Source organism: Ruegeria sp. CI8 (assembly GCF_056536865.1).
Genome location: NZ_JBQFQL010000001.1, coordinates 1,263,481 through 1,279,825 on the forward strand (window position 1 = coordinate 1,263,481; position 16,345 = coordinate 1,279,825).

The 16,345-nt window shown below is 62.3% G+C and carries 17 protein-coding genes and 1 tRNA gene; 6 read left to right on the top strand and 12 right to left on the bottom strand.

The genetic code is table 11. From position 1 onward, the window contains the following. Positions 1-8: 8 nt before the first annotated feature. The 5 genes from ACR0DA_RS06210 to ACR0DA_RS06230 all read right to left on the bottom strand — a co-directional run bounded on the left by ACR0DA_RS06210 (position 9) and on the right by ACR0DA_RS06230 (position 4,562). Positions 9-746: an SDR family oxidoreductase gene (locus tag ACR0DA_RS06210; RefSeq protein ID WP_170339020.1), complete on the bottom strand. Its 738-nt coding sequence runs from the start codon at positions 744-746 to the stop codon at positions 9-11. Then, positions 743-2,068, bottom strand: coding sequence for an FAD-binding oxidoreductase (locus tag ACR0DA_RS06215; RefSeq protein WP_480753302.1), 1,326 nt, complete (start codon positions 2,066-2,068; stop codon positions 743-745). The genes ACR0DA_RS06210 and ACR0DA_RS06215 overlap by 4 nt, the downstream gene beginning before the upstream one ends. Then, positions 2,065-2,487, bottom strand: coding sequence for a GtrA family protein (locus ACR0DA_RS06220; RefSeq protein WP_480753304.1), 423 nt, complete (start codon positions 2,485-2,487; stop codon positions 2,065-2,067). The genes ACR0DA_RS06215 and ACR0DA_RS06220 overlap by 4 nt, the downstream gene beginning before the upstream one ends. Then, entirely contained in the window at positions 2,484-3,902 is a 1,419-nt protein-coding gene (locus ACR0DA_RS06225) for a UbiA family prenyltransferase (protein WP_480753306.1), read from the bottom strand. The genes ACR0DA_RS06220 and ACR0DA_RS06225 overlap by 4 nt, the downstream gene beginning before the upstream one ends. A 574-nt stretch (positions 3,903-4,476) precedes the next feature. Further along, positions 4,477-4,562: transfer RNA gene (locus tag ACR0DA_RS06230), tRNA-Leu, on the bottom strand. 143 nt (positions 4,563-4,705) lie between these two features. On the opposite strand from ACR0DA_RS06230, the gene ACR0DA_RS06235 reads away from it, so the two are divergent. After that, entirely contained in the window at positions 4,706-5,284 is a 579-nt protein-coding gene (locus tag ACR0DA_RS06235) for a YqaA family protein (protein ID WP_093962156.1), read from the top strand. After that, positions 5,281-5,745: a disulfide bond formation protein B gene (locus tag ACR0DA_RS06240; RefSeq protein WP_170359121.1), complete on the top strand. Its 465-nt coding sequence runs from the start codon at positions 5,281-5,283 to the stop codon at positions 5,743-5,745. Before ACR0DA_RS06235 ends, ACR0DA_RS06240 begins: the two co-directional genes overlap by 4 nt. Before the next feature lie 2 nt (positions 5,746-5,747). Here ACR0DA_RS06240 and ACR0DA_RS06245 read toward each other — a convergent pair whose 3' ends face one another. Next, entirely contained in the window at positions 5,748-6,335 is a 588-nt protein-coding gene (locus ACR0DA_RS06245; protein ID WP_093962158.1) for an HNH endonuclease, read from the bottom strand. A gap of 213 nt (positions 6,336-6,548) precedes the next feature. Between ACR0DA_RS06245 and ACR0DA_RS06250 the strand changes: the two genes are divergently transcribed. Both ACR0DA_RS06250 and ACR0DA_RS06255 read left to right on the top strand, forming a co-directional pair. Continuing rightward, positions 6,549-7,154: a pseudouridine synthase gene (locus ACR0DA_RS06250; protein ID WP_170359275.1), complete on the top strand. Its 606-nt coding sequence runs from the start codon at positions 6,549-6,551 to the stop codon at positions 7,152-7,154. Positions 7,155-7,185: 31 nt separating this feature from the next. Continuing rightward, the gene (locus tag ACR0DA_RS06255) at positions 7,186-7,611 is read left to right on the top strand and encodes a VOC family protein (RefSeq protein WP_170339010.1); all 426 of its coding nucleotides are present in this window, start codon (positions 7,186-7,188) and stop codon (positions 7,609-7,611) included. 10 nt (positions 7,612-7,621) lie between these two features. On the opposite strand, the gene ACR0DA_RS06260 is transcribed toward ACR0DA_RS06255, so the two are convergent. Both ACR0DA_RS06260 and ACR0DA_RS06265 read right to left on the bottom strand, forming a co-directional pair. Beyond that, positions 7,622-8,287, bottom strand: coding sequence for an alpha/beta hydrolase (locus tag ACR0DA_RS06260; protein ID WP_170338468.1), 666 nt, complete (start codon positions 8,285-8,287; stop codon positions 7,622-7,624). Then, positions 8,284-8,916, bottom strand: coding sequence for a DNA-3-methyladenine glycosylase family protein (locus ACR0DA_RS06265; protein WP_480753308.1), 633 nt, complete (start codon positions 8,914-8,916; stop codon positions 8,284-8,286). Before ACR0DA_RS06265 ends, ACR0DA_RS06260 begins: the two co-directional genes overlap by 4 nt. A gap of 98 nt (positions 8,917-9,014) precedes the next feature. Here ACR0DA_RS06265 and ACR0DA_RS06270 point away from each other — a divergent pair, with 98 nt between their 5' ends. Continuing rightward, complete coding sequence (locus tag ACR0DA_RS06270) at positions 9,015-10,241, top strand: MFS transporter (protein ID WP_480753310.1); 1,227 nt, start codon at positions 9,015-9,017, stop codon at positions 10,239-10,241. Here ACR0DA_RS06270 and ACR0DA_RS06275 read toward each other — a convergent pair whose 3' ends face one another. Genes ACR0DA_RS06275 through cysS form a run of 3 tightly spaced genes read right to left on the bottom strand, consistent with a single transcriptional unit; the run spans position 10,242 to position 14,052 of the window. Then, positions 10,242-11,018, bottom strand: a complete 777-nt coding sequence (locus ACR0DA_RS06275) for a squalene/phytoene synthase family protein (protein WP_170359273.1) — start codon at positions 11,016-11,018, stop codon at positions 10,242-10,244. A 2-nt stretch (positions 11,019-11,020) separates the two neighbouring features. Next, positions 11,021-12,655: a citramalate synthase gene (gene cimA, locus ACR0DA_RS06280; protein ID WP_480753311.1), complete on the bottom strand. Its 1,635-nt coding sequence runs from the start codon at positions 12,653-12,655 to the stop codon at positions 11,021-11,023. Continuing rightward, positions 12,652-14,052: a cysteine--tRNA ligase gene (gene cysS, locus ACR0DA_RS06285; protein ID WP_480753312.1), complete on the bottom strand. Its 1,401-nt coding sequence runs from the start codon at positions 14,050-14,052 to the stop codon at positions 12,652-12,654. The genes cimA and cysS overlap by 4 nt, the downstream gene beginning before the upstream one ends. 265 nt (positions 14,053-14,317) lie before the next feature. Here cysS and ACR0DA_RS06290 point away from each other — a divergent pair, with 265 nt between their 5' ends. Further along, positions 14,318-15,505, top strand: coding sequence for a pyridoxal phosphate-dependent aminotransferase (locus tag ACR0DA_RS06290; RefSeq protein WP_480753314.1), 1,188 nt, complete (start codon positions 14,318-14,320; stop codon positions 15,503-15,505). 16 nt (positions 15,506-15,521) lie between these two features. On the opposite strand, the gene ACR0DA_RS06295 is transcribed toward ACR0DA_RS06290, so the two are convergent. Then, positions 15,522-16,040, bottom strand: a complete 519-nt coding sequence (locus tag ACR0DA_RS06295; RefSeq protein ID WP_480433767.1) for an outer membrane protein — start codon at positions 16,038-16,040, stop codon at positions 15,522-15,524. Positions 16,041-16,345: the final 305 nt, after the last annotated feature.

The window sequence follows — 16,345 nt, forward strand, 5'->3', positions numbered from 1 at the left end:
ACGCGAGGTCAGATGCTGAGCTTCTTGAACACCGGCTCGGGGATGTTTCGGATGATCGCCATGATCAATTGCCAAATCGGCTTGACGTAGATTACGTTCCGACCGCGCTCGACCGCCCGGGCCGTTGCGGCTGCAACCTCGGACGGCTGCGCGGTCAGACGCTCGGGCAAGTCCATTCCTTCGGTCATCTGCGTGTCGACGAACCCCGGAAGAACCGTCACGACATGCACGCCTTTCTTGGCGAGCCGGTTGCGCAACCCTGACAGAAATGCGGTCAGGCCGGCCTTGGCTGATCCGTATACATAGTTGGTCGCCCGACCCCGATCACCAGCCACGGAACTGACACCCACGATCGTGCCCGATCCGCGCTCTTCGAACCGGTTGGCAAAGGCTCCGAGGATCTGAGCCGGCCCTTCGAAGTTGCTGCGCATCACCAGAGAAGCCGCGGCGGCGTCCCTTTCGTTCTCGGCCTGCTCGCCCATGTACCCGACAACGCAAACGACGATGCCCGGCAATTCAGGCAACGCATCGATGAACCCATCGAAGCTGTTGGCTTCCAGAACGTCGAACTCGTGCAAGGTTGCCCCAATACCATAGCGCAGTTCGATATCGGCCTTGTCGGCCTCGAGCGTCTCAGCATTCCGGGCGGCCAGCTGGACCGGGTGCCCCCGCTCGGCAAACTCATGAGCGATGGCCTTGCCGATATCCGACCGGGCACCAAGAACGAGAACGGGTTCCATTGTCATATTTCAAGCCTTTCTGACTGGGCCGAGCGGAACCGGTCCCGCCAACCATTGACGTTGCGCGCCTCGCGGAATCGGGTCACGCGATCGTCTGATCTGTTCAAAGTATTGGCCGACATCCTGCTGTCTTTGGCCAGGTAGAACCGTCCACCATGTTCCAGAGTTATCCGATCCAGCTTGTCCATGAGAATGAGAGTTTTGTCGGAAATCGGGAAATCTAGCGCCAGCGTGTATCCCTCCATGGGGAAGGAAAACGGACTGTCCTGCGGGCCGAACCGTTTCAGCACGGACAGAAACGAACCCATGCCCTTGCCAGCGATGGCTTGCAAAAGCTCGGTCAGGCCGGCGCGTGAACGATGAATAGGCAACGCGCATTGAAACTGGGCAAAGCCGCTGCGACCGTAGATGCGGTTCCATCCCAATATGGCGTCCAGCGGATAAAAGAACGTATCCCAGTTCACCAGCTTGGTGTCGCCGTTTCGAACCCCCATCCAGTAGTAACCGGCGTTGAATGCCCGAACCGTATGGCGGTTCAAGGCAAACGACGGCAGATCCATCGGAACGGATTTTTTGCGCTTGGTCGGGCAGATCAGGGGTTGCCGGGCATACCGCCCCGGCAGGTCCGAGACCGCAGCGTGTTCTCCCAGCATCACCAGAGACCGCCCCAGGTTTCGGCCTGTGGACAAGCAGTCGATCCACGCGACCGAGTATGTTGCATCCTGTGCGGCCTCGAATGCATTCATCGCATCCTGAAGGCTGGGTGCGGCTATGGTCTTTTGCTTGATCCAACCTGACTCGACCGGCTGCAACCGAACCGCCGCCCGCACGATGATCCCGGTAAGGCCCATGCCGCCCAAGGTGTGATCGAACAATGCGCTGTTCGACGCGCGGCTGCATCGGGTGATCTCCCCGTCATCGCCCATGACCTCAACCCATTCGACGCAATGGCGGAAACTACCGACACGGTGGTGGTTCTTGCCATGAACATCTGCGGCGATGGCACCGCCGATCGTGACGAATTTGGTGCCCGGTGTAACGATCGGAAACCAACCCCGGGGCAGAAACGCTGCGATCACGTCGCCCAGCAGAACCCCCGCCTCGGCAACCAGCACTCCGATCTGGTTGTCGAAGGACACCATCCTGTTCAGATGCCGGGTATGTACGGTTGTCGTGAGGCCAATTGCGCTGTCCCCATAGGCGCGCCCATTGCCGCGCGCGATCACATCTGGTCCTTCCCGCACGACCGATCGAAGGCTTTCGACGCTGCGCGGCGCGATCACTCTGGTCTCAAGAACGGGGTACCTGCCCCAGCCGGAAAGCCTCATGCCCGCGCCTCCGCCGAGACGGTGTTGAATACGAAGCGCTTATCCAGATGGTACTTGATCACGTAACCCACTGTCAGCCCGATAACCGCGCCAACCTCGCGCATGAGATCGGTTTTCCAAACCACCCAAAAGGCCGTCTCGGTGCCCCAAAAAATTGCGGTGGTGACCACACCCATCGCCGTATACAGCGAGAATTTCTGACCGTGGGCTTTCAGTCCCGTCTGCCGGTCGTAGAAAATCCAGTGCTTGTCGAGGGCATATTTGACCACAAGTCCGACAAGTGTACCCGCAAACACTGCAGCCGCGAAGTACCAGCCACCCTCGCCAAGCGACAGGACTGCGCGCTGCGCAGCCAGGTTCAAGGCCATCGCCACGATGGCAAAGGCGGAATAGCGCAGAATCAATCCCTGAACCGTCACAGCATTGACCCCGCGACGATGAACAGCAGAATTATGGCAAAGCAAAGCAGGCTGACCGGGTCCTTGGCCGCGTAGATCACGGGATCATCGTGCATGTTGCCACGATGCGTAATCATGACGGTCCGGGTGATCCAGAACAGCAGAACAGCACACACGCCCCATAAGGCTTGCGGGTAGGAGTAGAGCTGCACCACCGCCGGCGAGCTGACATAGAGTGCCATCACCAAAACGGCGACATAACCCGCGCTGACGGCGATCATGGAGATAATCGGAAGGTCATCTACGTGATAGCCGCGCCCGGTTGCCGACAATTTACCGCGTGCCGCATAGTCCACCAACTCGGCCTGCCTTTTGACCGCGGCAAGTGACAGGAACAGAAACATCGAAAATGCCAGGAGCCACACCGAAAGCTCCAACCCTGTTGCCGCTCCACCCGCCACGATCCGGGTCGTGTAAAGGCCGGCCAAGACACAGATGTCGATGACCAACTGGCGCTTTAGATACAATGAATACCCGGTCGTCAGTGCATAATACGCCACCATCACCAAGAAAAACTCCAACCCGACCATGGCCGCAATGACCGAGCCTGAAATCAGCAGACCGGTAGCCATCCACGTTCCGGACGAAATCGGAACGCTGCCCGAAGCAAACGGCCGCGCGCGTTTGCGCGGATGCGCCCGATCTGCCGCAAGGTCCAGCAAGTCATTCAGGACATAGACACTGGATGCGATCAGGCTGAACGATATGAAAGCCAGCAGCGACAACCAAAAGACCTGCCCCGTCAGTTGGTGGGCCGCCAGCATCGGCAAAAAGACCAGAAGGTTCTTCATCCATTGATGCGGACGCAAGGCCTTGAGGTAGGACCGGGCGGTCACTTCGTGTGTATGCAGATGCTCGACCTTGGGTGCGACCGCTTCCGCTTGTTTCGCCAGTCCCGGCCCCGCGTTCACGGAAACCGCCAGATTGGCCCTTCGCCACACCGCAAGGTCGGCGTGGGAATCGCCCATATAGGCGTATCCGCCCGGACCAAAGCGTTCGTCCAGAAACTCGGCTTTGTTTTCACCTTTCAGGTTCAGCGACCCGTCGGAGCCATAAACCTCGTCGAAAATACCCAGATGGGCTCCGATGCTTTGGGCAATGCCCTCATCCGAGGCCGTCACAAGAGCGGTCTTGCCGCCATCAGCGCGCCATTTCTCGACGTATTCCACCACCTTGGGATCATAGGGCAACGAGGTGACGTCAATTTCGGCCTCTTCGGCCAGGTAACGTTTCAATGAAGCGCGTCCACCCAACAGAGCCGCGGCGGAGTGAAACGGGCTGCGCCAGTTCCGTCCGAAAGCCGACCAAAAGCTTTCGTACAGCATGTCACTCTTCAAAAGAGTGCCATCCAGATCTACCACAAGGATTTTGCACATAAATCAACCAACTATAATCATTACCCGGGACTGGGAACTATGAGGTCCGTTATTGCAAAGCTCAAAAGGCATGGCAACTGCACAGCCGTGCCAGCCAACCCTTCTCGTCATAGCCTGCTTCGATATCACGTCAGTGCCTGTCACGGCTCTTTGTTTCACCAATTTCTATGGCCAAATGATGGCGTCACGGCCTGTCCCGGTGACGCTGTACCATAATCGCGTTCTTTCAAGTGTTTGACGGCTCTGCACCCAAAGCGGCCGTATTCATATTGCGCGAGCTTAAAGGATCACGTCACTCTGGAATGCGCCCACTTCAGCGCCCAGACACGCGCGGATACGCTGCCAGAGACACCGTGCAGCGGAGACACAGACGACCCTTGTTGTAGCTATAGTTGACGATCTGGAAACTCTACCGCCGCGCCCGATATTGCATCGAAGACGGTCCGGATCCCACTGTTCCGTGTACAGTTTCGTCGCACCAATTCGAGGCCGGATGCCCGTGCCGCAGTCAGCCGCACACGCGACAATTGACAGAGCAAATGCCCTGAACACTATAGCAAAACGGTTGCGGTGGTGGTGCCCAAGGAGAGACTCGAACTCTCACGCCCGTGAAGGCGGGGGATTTTGAATCCCCTGCGTCTACCATTCCGCCACTTGGGCCACGCGCATTGAATTACCGCCCATCTCGCCGAAGGTCCAGAGGCAAAAATCGGTCAATCGACGATCAGCCCGGGACAGATCGGTTGACGCCCCGTCGGACGCGTGGTTTGCCTCGTCATGACAAAGCTTGGGAACACGCGCTGATGCTGCAATCGCTTTATGATCGGACGATCCGACTGGCCGACCACCCGCACGCCCTGTGGGTGTTGGCATTTGTGGCATTCATCGAAAGCTCGGTCTTTCCGATTCCACCCGACGTGCTGATGATCCCTATGATTCTGGCCCGCCCATCGCGGGCATGGCTGATTGCCACTGTCGCGCTGGTGTTCTCGGTCCTGGGCGGGCTTTTGGGATACGCAATCGGCGCGTTTTTCTACGACAGCATCGGACAACCCATCCTCGAAGCGATGGGCAAGGGTCACGCGATGCAGGAATTCAACCAGCGGTTCAACGATTTCGGGTTCTGGGCCGTTCTGACCGCCGGTGTCACGCCTTTCCCGTACAAGGTCATCACGATCATGTCCGGTTGGACGGGAATGCCGCTGGGAACTTTCATCGCCACTTCGATTCTTGCCCGCGCTTTGCGGTTCTACATCGTCGCCGGGTTGCTTTGGGGCTTTGGCGAGCCTATCCGAGACTTCATCGAAAAGCGGCTCGGGCTGATGTTCACATTGTTCATCATTCTTCTGATCGGCGGATTTCTGGTGGTGAAATACATATGACGCGGAAACGGACACTCATTTTGCTGGCCGCGGGTGGGTCCGCCGCATTACTTCTTGCGGCTTGGGGGTTCCAGTATCTGGGCGGCATGGCCCCGTGTAAATTGTGCATCTGGCAACGCTACCCGCATGGTGCGGCTGTGCTGCTCGGCGTGCTGGCTTTTGCATTTCCGGGCGTTCGACTGCTGCCCCTCCTCGGCGCAGCCGCTGCCGCCGCCACGTCCGGCATCGGCGTCTATCACGCCGGGGTCGAGCGCGGCCTGTGGGAAGGTCCGTCCAGTTGCACATCGGGCAGTATCAGCGGCCTGTCCGCCGAGGAGTTGATGGAGCAGATCATGGCCGCCCCGTTGGTACGGTGCGATGATATCCCGTGGGAAATGTTCGGGCTGTCCATGGCTGGGTGGAACGCACTGCTGTCCGCAGGTCTGGTTCTGGTGTGGCTGGCCGCCTGGCGCGCGCGCTGACCCTACTGTGCGTCCAGTTCCGCGTCCCAGTACAGAAAGTCGATCCAGCTTTCGTGCAGGTGGTTCGGCGGAAATTTCCGTCCGATATTCTGCAGCATACTGGCGTCAGGCTGCCGAGGCGGCTTGCGCAGGCTCATCCCCGCCTGACGCAGCGATTTCGACCCCTTGCGCAGATTGCATGGACTGCAGGCGGCCACCACGTTCTGCCAACTTGTGACACCCCCTGCTGCACGCGGCACGACATGGTCGAAAGTCAGTTCGCCCCGGCTGCCGCAGTACTGGCAGCGGAATTCATCCCTCAGAAATAAATTAAAGCGCGTGAAGGCCACGCGCTTTCTGGGTTTCACATAGTCTTTCAGGACAACCACCGACGGTATTCGGATCACCGTACTCGGGCTGCGGACCACTTCGTCATACTCGGCGACGATATCGACCCGGTCCAGCCAGGCGGCCTTTATCGCCTCCTGCCAGGGCCACAGCGACAGCGGATAGTAGGAAAGCGGGCGATAATCGGCGTTCAAAACCAATGCCGGATGGTGCTTGAGGGCACCTGGCTCCCTGACAAATTCGGTCCTGAAATCTCCGTCCATGGCTGAATCGCTCCTCGCTCTCGGCTGCCTGTATGGGACACCAGAGCGGGGAGCACCCGCCCCGGTCTTAACTTAACTATATATCGTGTTAAAACTCTGACAAGTCCTGTTTTTCCACAACATCTCGGTAACGGACTATTCTGAATTCGTAACAATCACGTGACAGTTATCCACAGCTTGCGCAGGTCCGGAACTGAGAGTATGGCGGAGCTCATGTCATGGTTCATCCGCTTCAACAAACCCTTTGACGTGCTGCCGCAGTTCACCGACCGGCAAAATGCCGACTCGCCCCGCAGCACCCTGTCGGATTTCATCGACCTGCCGGGGGTCTATCCGGCCGGGCGGCTGGACCGTGACAGTGAGGGGCTGATGCTGTTGACCGACAATGGGCGGCTGCAATCCCAGATCTCGGATCCCAAGCACAAAATGCCCAAAACCTATTGGGTCCAGGTCGAGGGCATCCCGGATGCGGCTGCCATTCGGGCCCTGCGCGACGGGGTCGAGTTGAATGACGGCATGACCCGCCCAGCCAAGGCGCGGCTGATCGACGAACCCGAGGGTCTGTGGCCACGCACGCCCCCAATCCGCGAACGCAAGACGGTGTCGGATTGCTGGCTGGAACTGACCCTGCGCGAGGGGCGCAACCGGCAGGTGCGCCGCATGACGGCCGCCGTGGGCCACCCCACCCTGCGCCTGATCCGCGCCCAGATCGGAGACTGGACACTGGACGATCTCGCACCCGGCAGCTGGGACAGCTTGCCGATGCCCGTTCTGGAAACCGCCCCCCAACGCAAGCGGGACCGGCGACCGCGGCGGTGACTTTTTCGGCGATTTCCGCTATCATATCTCCATGAAAGTAGCAGCCGGAATCCCGTCGCCTTCGGGCATTCTCGAGGCCGCGCTGTATGTCGATGATCTGGACGCCGCCGAACGGTTCTATGGCGAGGTACTGGGCTTGGAACGCATTCAGCGCGTCAAAGGTCGGCATGTGTTCTTTCGGGTCGGCGCCTCGGTGTTGCTGTTGTTCAACCCGGACCAGACGAAACAGCCCACGACCAACCCTGACCTGCCGGTGCCGCCGCATGGCGCACGCGGTCCGGGGCATGTGTGCCTGATCCTGACGCGCGACCAGATCGCGTTGATGCGCAAGCATCTGCTGGACTGGAACGTCCCGGTCGAGGCCGAGTTTGACTGGCCCAACGGGGCACGATCGCTCTATGTGCGAGACCCGGCCGGAAATTCGGTGGAGTTTGCCGAGGGGCACCTGTGGGGGTGACCCTGCCGCGTTACAGGCTCAGCTTGTCCCGCATGAAGGCCAACGCGACGCCCAGCCCGTCGGGCGCGATACCGTGGCCGGTGCCCTTCATGACATGAGCAAAGACCTCCTTGAAGCCCGCACGCTGCAGGGCCTCGGCGGCCTCGGGCAGCGATTGCGGGGGCACCACGTCATCGGCATCGCCATGGACCAGCAGCACCGGCATCCGGCTGACCACCTCGTCGGCCAGCAGGTCAGGCTCCAGCAGGCGGCCGGAAAACGCGATCACGCCAGCCACCGGATCTTCGCGACGCGGGGCCACGTGCAGGCTCATCATGCTGCCCTGGGAAAAGCCGAACAGCACCACCTGCTCGGGCAGCACGTCTTCGTCCACCATCAGGGCGTCGAGAAATGCGTTGAAATCCTCGACCGCCATTTCCATGCCGCGCCGGGCCTCCTCCTCGGACGAGCCGTCGATCCAGGGGATCGGAAACCACTGATACCCGTTGGGCATGCCGGGGATCTGCTCGGGCGCGTCGGGGGCCACGAACAGCGTGTCGGGCAGGTGTTCGCCCAGAACATCCGCAAGCCCCAGCAGATCGGCCCCGTTGGCGCCATAGCCATGCACGAACACCACGACCGAGCGCGTGTCGCCCGAAACCGGCTCTTTGCGGAGCGCGTTCAAAACCCGTGTCATCTGATCCCTTCCCTATCCTTGGCCACGCGGTAATAGGCCCACAGAACCCGGGCTGCAACCGACCGCCACGGCGACCACGCCTGGGCCATCTGCCGCAGCGCCTTGTCGGTCGGCCGATCCGGCAGGCCGTACAGCATCCGTGCGGCCTCCTGCAGGGCCAGATCGCCCGGCGCAATCACATCCGCCCGCCCCAGCGAGAACATGGCATAGATCTCGGCCGTCCAGACCCCGATGCCCGGCACCTGGGTCAGGCTCGCAATGACCACGTCATCGGGCGCCTCGCGAAGGGCCTTGTAGTCGATCCGCGCATCGGCCAGCGCCCGTGCATAACGGATCTTCTGACGGCTCAGCCCCACTGCGCGCAGATCGTCGTCGGCGGCCCATTTGATCTTGCGTGGCCCGGTCAGGCCCGCCTGCTGCATCCGCCTCCAGATCGCGTTGGCCGAGGCCACGCTGACCTGCTGGCTGACGATGGCGCTGAGCAGTTGCGCAAAGCCGTCGGGCCGGCGGCGCAGGGGCAACGGGCGGGTCAGTTCGATCGCATGCGCCATGCGCGGACAGGCACCAGACAGCCACGCGGCCCCTTCCGCAACGCATTCTGGTGTCTCGATAATTCGACCAACGGTCATGGCTGCTCCCGGGGGGCGGTTCGAGGCGCAGGTTAGGCTGCTTTGTCGCATATGCAACCCGCTTGTATGTCCGCAGGTTCGCCGATACCCATTTGCGCATGACGATGACCAGCACCGCCCCCGACGATACCCGCGCCAAGCGCAACGTTGCCGTTCTGGTGGCGGCGCAGGCGATTCTGGGCGCGCAGATGCCGATGATCTTCATCGTCGGTGGATTGGCGGGGCAGTCGCTGGCCAGCAACCCTTGCCTGGCCACGCTGCCGATTTCGCTGATCGTTCTGGGTTCGATGCTGGCGGCCACGCCGGTCTCGGCCATCATGCAGCGCTGGGGCCGCCGCGCCGGGTTCCTCGTCGGCGCAACCGCCGGAGCGGTGGGCGGCGCCGTGGGCGCCTATGGCCTGTACCTGGGATCGTTTCCCGTCTTTCTTGTCGGCAGCCTGCTGACCGGCATCTACATGAGCGCGCATGGCTTTTATCGCTTTGCCGCCGCCGATACCGCGTCGGACGCGTTCCGGCCCAAGGCGATTTCCTACGTCATGGCCGGCGGTCTGGCTGCGGCCATTATCGGGCCGCAGATCGTCAAGCTGACCTCGCAGGCCTATGTCATTCCATTCCTGGGCACCTATTTCGCGGTGATCGCGGTGAACGTCATCGGTTCGGTCCTGTTCTTGTTTCTGGACATACCGACCCCCGACCGCCCGTCACAGGATGCACCCAAAGGCCGGTCGCGGCTCGAACTGCTGAAAACCCCGCGCATCGCCGTTGCTATCATCTGTGCCATGGTCTCATACGCGCTGATGAACCTGGTGATGACCTCAACGCCGCTGGCCGTTGTCGGCTGTGGCTTCTCCGAAGGTGATGCGGCGGATGTGGTCACCAGCCACGTTCTGGCGATGTATGTTCCCAGTTTCTTCACCGGCCATCTGATCGCCCGGTTCGGGGCCGAGAAGATGGTCGCCATCGGGTTGGCGATTTTGGGCGGCGCGGGTGTCGTCGCGCTGCAGGGCGTTGAGATCGGGAACTTCTTTCTGGCACTCGTGCTGCTTGGCATCGGCTGGAACTTCGGCTTCATCGGCGCCACCAGCATGCTGGCGGCCGAGCACGATGTACATGAACGCGGCCGTGTGCAGGGCCTGAACGACCTGTTGGTGTTCGGAGGCGTGACGATTGCGTCGCTGGCCTCGGGCGGATTGATGAACTGTTCTGGCGGGTCCCCGGTCGAGGGATGGACCGCCGTCAACCTGGCGATGGTGCCGTTGCTGACTTTGGCGGGCGGCGCGCTGCTGTGGCTGGTGCTCAGACCCCGCGAGGCCAAACTCTCCTGATCACCACCGACCGGTGGTCGCGGTCCAGATCAGTGACACGCGCCGTCGGATCTCGCCCACGTTCAGCGCACCAGCAGCGACCCGACCGGGCTCAGCCAGCACATGACGCAGGACGCGGTCTGCCTGCCAGCCGCCATAAAGCGCAGGGCGCGCCTGATCCGAAACATCGGCGCGACGCGCCCGGGCCGCGGCCATCCGGTCCAGCGCGCGCTCGGCCAATTGGCGCACCCCGTCCGGTGTCCCATCCAACAGGGGGACGCGCCCGCGGGCTTCAAGCTCGGGGATGGCACGGAACCAGTTCGCCACACCGACCGCGTAGCCAAAATCGCGCAGGACCGTTTCGTCGGCGGCACCCAGGGCTTGCGCCGAGGCGACCATCAGCGACCCGGCGCTGTGGGTCAGGTAGGCCTCGAAGTGTTCCTCATCCTCGAACGGATCCCGGTAGATATCCCAACGCCTTACGGCCACATATTCATCCAGCATCGCCGCCAGATGCGGGGACAGGACGCGCGACAGGGGCGTGACCACCTCGTGCCGCCGCACGGAGGGTCCTTCGGCGATCTCCTGCAGCGCGTCGCGCCACCATTGCAGGCGCATTTCCGCGATCATCGGCTCTTGGGTGACCCACGGCGCGCGGGCGACCTCGATGTTCATCGCATAGATCGGAAACAGCACGGCCCGCGCCTGAACCGGCGCCGCCATCGCGGCCATGAACCGATCAGGGTCGGCCCGGTGGACCAGCGCCGCGCAGGCCTTGACGTCGTCGTCGAAGGGCACGCTCACCCGGCCACCACCGATTGCGGGCTGCAATCGCGCACCAGCTTCCACTGGATGGCCTCCAGCAGAGCCTCGAACGAGGCGTCAACGATGTTCGCGCTGACCCCTACCGTGGACCAGCGCCGCCCCTGCCCGTCTTCGCTGTCGATGATGACGCGGGTCACGGCCTCGGTCCCGCCCTGGGTGATGCGCACCTTGAAGTCCACCAGGTGCATATCGTCCAGAATGGGCGAGTACTGCCCCAGATCCTTGGCCAGCGCCTTGGCCAGCGCGTTCACCGGGCCACGGTCGCTGCCGCTCTCGTCCATCGACTCACTGACCGACAACTTCTTCTCACCGTCCACCTTCACCACGACGACCGCCTCGGACAGGCTGACCATCTGGTTGTACTTGTTCTTGCGCCGCTCGACCGTGACCTTGTAGCGCTTGACCTCGAAGAATTGCGGCAGCTGGCCCAGTTCATCGCGGGCCAACAGCTCGAAACTGGCCTGCGCTGTGTCATAGGAATACCCCTCGGCCTCGCGCGCCTTGATCCGTTCAAGGATGCGCCCCAACGCCGGGTCGCCCGACTCGACCTGCAATCCGGCCTCGGTCAGGCGTTTGCGCAGGTTCGACTGGCCCGCCTGGTTCGACATCGGAATGATCCGCGCATTTCCCACGGTGGCCGGATCGACATGTTCATAGGTCGAAGGGTCCTTGAGGATCGCGCTGGCATGCAGCCCCGCCTTGTGCGCAAAGGCCGAGGCGCCGACATAGGCCGCCTGTTTGCTGGGCACCCGGTTCAGGATGTCGTCCAGCATGCGGCTGATGCGGGTCAGACCGTTCAGCGCGTCGCGGCTGACCCCGATCTCGAAGGTCGAGGCATAGGGTTCTTTCAACAGCAGCGTCGGGATCAGCGCGGTCAGGTTTGCGTTGCCGCAGCGCTCACCCAGCCCGTTCAACGTGCCTTGGATCTGGCGCGCGCCGGCATCCACGGCCGCCAGGGAACAGGCCACGGCATTTTCGGTGTCGTTGTGGGTGTGGATGCCCAGCCGGTCGCCAGGAAAACCCGCTGCGATCAGCTCGGACACGATCCGCCCCACTTCGGCCGGCAGCGCGCCGCCATTGGTGTCGCACAACACCACCCAGCGGGCACCGGCCTCCAGCGCCGCCTGACAGACCTGCATGGCATAGGCGGGGTTGTCCTTGTAGCCGTCAAAGAAATGCTCGGCATCGAACAGCGCCTCGCGCCCCTGCGCGGCGATATGCGCGACCGAGGCGCGGACGTTCTCGACATTCTCCTCCAGCGAGATCCCCAGCGCGTCGGTCACGTGATAGTCATGTGACTTGCCCACCAGACAGACCGCCCGCGTACCGGCGTTCATGACGGCGGCCAGCACGTCGTCATTCTCGGCCGAGCGCCCGGCCCGCTTGGTCATGCCAAAGGCGGTCAGGCAGGCGCGCGTCTTGGGCGCGGCGTCAAAAAACGCGCTGTCGGTGGGGTTCGCGCCGGGCCAGCCGCCTTCGATATAGTCCACCCCCAAAGCATCCAGCGCCTGCGCGATCTTGACCTTTTCGGCGGTCGAGAACTGAACGCCCTGCGTCTGCTGCCCGTCGCGCAGCGTGGTGTCATAGAGGTACAGGCGCTCTTTGGTCATTCCACGCCCTCCAGCCTGCTGGCATCAAAGCCAGCGCCGGGCAGCAGTTCGACCGCGTCCTTGCTCATCCGCACTTCCAGACCAGCCGCCAGATAAGCGGCCTTCAACCGATCCACTTCCGAGAAATCCTTGGTCTGCATCGCCTCGGCCCGAACACGGGCCAGCCGGTCGGCATGGGCCGACAGATCCACGTCGTCGGTTTCGGCCCAGGCCCCCATGTCAGGCTCCAACAGGCCCAGGACCCGCGCACTGGCCAGCAAGGTCGCGGTGTCGCCGTCCGAGGCCAGCCGATGCAGCTCGGCCAGGGCGCCCGCCGTGTTGAGGTCATCGGCAAGCGCCTCGATCACCTCGGGCGCCGCGCTGGGTGCGGGCTCGATGCCCGCAGTCAGCGCCCGCCACTTGCGCAACGTGGCCTCGGCCTCGCGCGCCTTCTTCTCGGTCCAGTCCATCGGCTTGCGATAGTGGGTCTGCAGGAAGACGAACCGGATCACCTCGCCCGGCACGCCCTGATCCAGCAGGTCATGCACGGTGAAGAAATTGCCCAGTGATTTGGACATCTTCTTGCCTTCGACCTGCAGCATCTCGTTATGCAGCCAATAGCGCGCAAATTCGCCGTGCGGATGGGCGCATTTGCTCTGGGCAATCTCGTTTTCGTGGTGCGGGAACATCAGGTCATTGCCGCCGCCATGGATGTCGAAACTCTCGCCCAGCAACTCATAGCTCATGGCCGAGCATTCGATATGCCAGCCCGGACGCCCCCGACCCCAGGGCGACTCCCAACCGGGCAGTTCATCGTCCGAGGGCTTCCACAGCACAAAATCCATCGGGTTCTTCTTGTAGGGCGCCACCTCGACCCGCGCTCCTGCGATCATGTCGTCGACCGAACGGCCTGACAGCTTGCCATACTCGTCGCGCCAACTGTCCACCGCGAACAGAACATGCCCCTCGGCCTCATAGGCGTGACCCTTGGCGATCAGGTCCTCGATCATCACGATCATCTGGTCGATATACCGCGTGGCCCGCGGCATCTGGTCGGGCTCCAGCGCCCCCAGCGCGCCCATGTCATGCAGGTACCAGCCGATCGTCTCGTCCGACCGCTCCTGCACCAACTGCTCGAGCGTTCCTTCGGCCCCGGCCTGCTTGCGCGCCAGGGCCGTCGCGTTGATCTTGTCATCGACGTCGGTGAAGTTGCGCACATAGGTCACATGCTCGGGCCCGTAGACATGACGCAGCAGGCGGTACAGCACGTCAAATACCACCACGGGCCGCGCGTTGCCCAGATGCGCCCGGTCATACACGGTGGGTCCGCAGACATACATCCGCACGTTGTCGGGATCGATCGGAACGAACTCTTCCTTCGTCCGGGTCCGCGTGTTGTGCAGTTTGATCGTCGTCATGCGTCTGGCTCCTGGATACAGCAATAGCGTGCGCGTTGACGCGGGCTTAGCAACTTGTCTCAGGGAAGAAAACGAAAGAAACCGGCCCGCGTGAAAGTTCAGCAGGGAATGCAGCAGATAATGATGCAGGTCTTCCGGTTCATGGCCCATCGCATAACACGCCCGGTCCCGCGCGCCAAGACTTCTATTGCCGGCGGGGGAAGCTGATTGACAAATCACCGCGGCTCTGACCCATTCGGCGGACTTGCTGCAACGGAGGCGCGCCATGAAACTTTCGCACCGCATCACACATCTGACCGGAGGCGGTTCGGACGGGTGGGACGTGTTCTATCGTGCGCGCCGCATGATTGCCGAAGGCCAGGCCGTGACCGAGCTGACCATCGGCGAGCATGACATCCGAACCCACCCCTCGATCCTGGCCGAGATGGATCGGTCGGCGCGCGCGGGCCATACCGGATACGCCATGGTGCCGGGCACCGATCTGCTGCGCGATACCGTGGCCGCGCGGGTGCAGACCCGGACGGGAGTTCCCACCACGCGCCACAACGTGCTGATCACCCCGGGCGGACAAGCCGCACTGTTCGCCGCGCATATGGCCGTGTGCGACCCGGGGAATGTGGGCCTCTATCTCGATCCGTTCTACGCCACCTATCCCGGCACGATCCGCGGGGCGGACGCTGTCGCGCGCGCGGTTCAGACCCGGGCCGAGGACGCCTTTCAACCCGACGCAACCCTGATCGCCGAACGGGCCGAGGGTGCCGCTTCGCTGTTGATCAACACGCCGAACAACCCGACCGGAGTCGTCTATTCCCGCGAGACCCTGACCGAGATCGCCGATCTGTGCCGCGAACGCGACATCTGGCTGATTTCGGACGAGGTCTATGACACGCAGGTCTGGGACGGCGCTCACCTGTCGCCCCGCGCCCTGCCCGGTATGGCCGACCGCACCCTGGTCGTGGGCTCGATGTCGAAATCCCACGCCATGACCGGGTCGCGCTGTGGCTGGATCGTTGGCCCCGAAGAGGCCATCGACCATTTGATCAACCTCGCCACGCACACCACCTACGGGGTTCCGGGATTCATTCAGGACGCTGCCAGCTTTGCGCTGACCGCCGGGGACGAACTGGAGGAAGAGGTCGCGGCCCCCTTCCGCCGCCGCCGCGCCTTGGCGATGCAGGTTCTGGCCAGACAGAACACCGTTGGCCTGATCCCGGCTCAAGGCGCGATGTATCTGATGCTGGACATCCGCGCGACCGGGCAAAGCGGCGAAGACTTCGCCAATGCGCTGCTGGACACCCACGCCATCGCGGTCATGCCCGGAGAAAGCTTCGGCCAAGCCGCCGCTGGGCATGTGCGCGTGGCCATGACCATTGACGATGACCGGTTCGCCGCCGCCCTTCAGACACTATGCGAGTTCGCCGCCCGGCTGGCGGGTCAGACGGCGGCCGAGTGACCGAGACGGGTTTCGCTCAGAACCGGAAGGTCGTGCGCAGATTGAAGGTGTTGGTATCCAGATCGCCGCGCGACCGCGTGACATCGTTGAAATTCTGCCGCAAGGCTTCGCCACTGATGATCAGCCGGTCGCTCAGAGGATAGGCAACGCCGATCCCGTACACGGCGGCCGTGTCGCTGTCGCCCGAAGTATTCGCCCGCGCGGCACCCACCACGACGTAGCCCAAAGCGCGCCCGAACTCGTACCCGCCGCGCAGTTTCACGCGGGATACGCTGTCCAAACTGCCCTCTGAGGCGCCCAGGTCGAGGTTCAGCCGGTCATATTCCAACTCACCCCCGACGACGAAGCTGCCAAGATCCAGATCGTATCCGATATTCGCGCCGATGCTGCCCGAATTGCTTCCACTGCCGCCGGGGCCGTCCGCGTCGGTATAACCGAAGGTGAACCCTGCATAAGGCCCGGTCCAATCCTCGGCCAACGCCACCTGCGCCGCTGGAATCAGCAGGACCGACAGCAAGGCGCGGATCAGTTTCATGCAGACCTCCAGTTTTTGTTCAGCACCCTTTGCGATTGCAACAGATGCGGTGATGTGCACCTCAATTAAACATGTGCTTTGGTGCCGTCAGATCAATTCAAGTCACGCAAATCTTAACAATAAGTAATGGAAGCATAACATATTTCGCCCTTGCGTGAGGATTTCCTGCGGCGTTCATCGAAGTTCCAAATTTTCGGGGCCAAAAGCGACATCGGTCGCAAACAGGACAGATTGCTTGCGCGGACCCTGACACCATTCGTCACAGGAGTTGAGGACCACATGCCAAACGATATCTGGAAGATCTG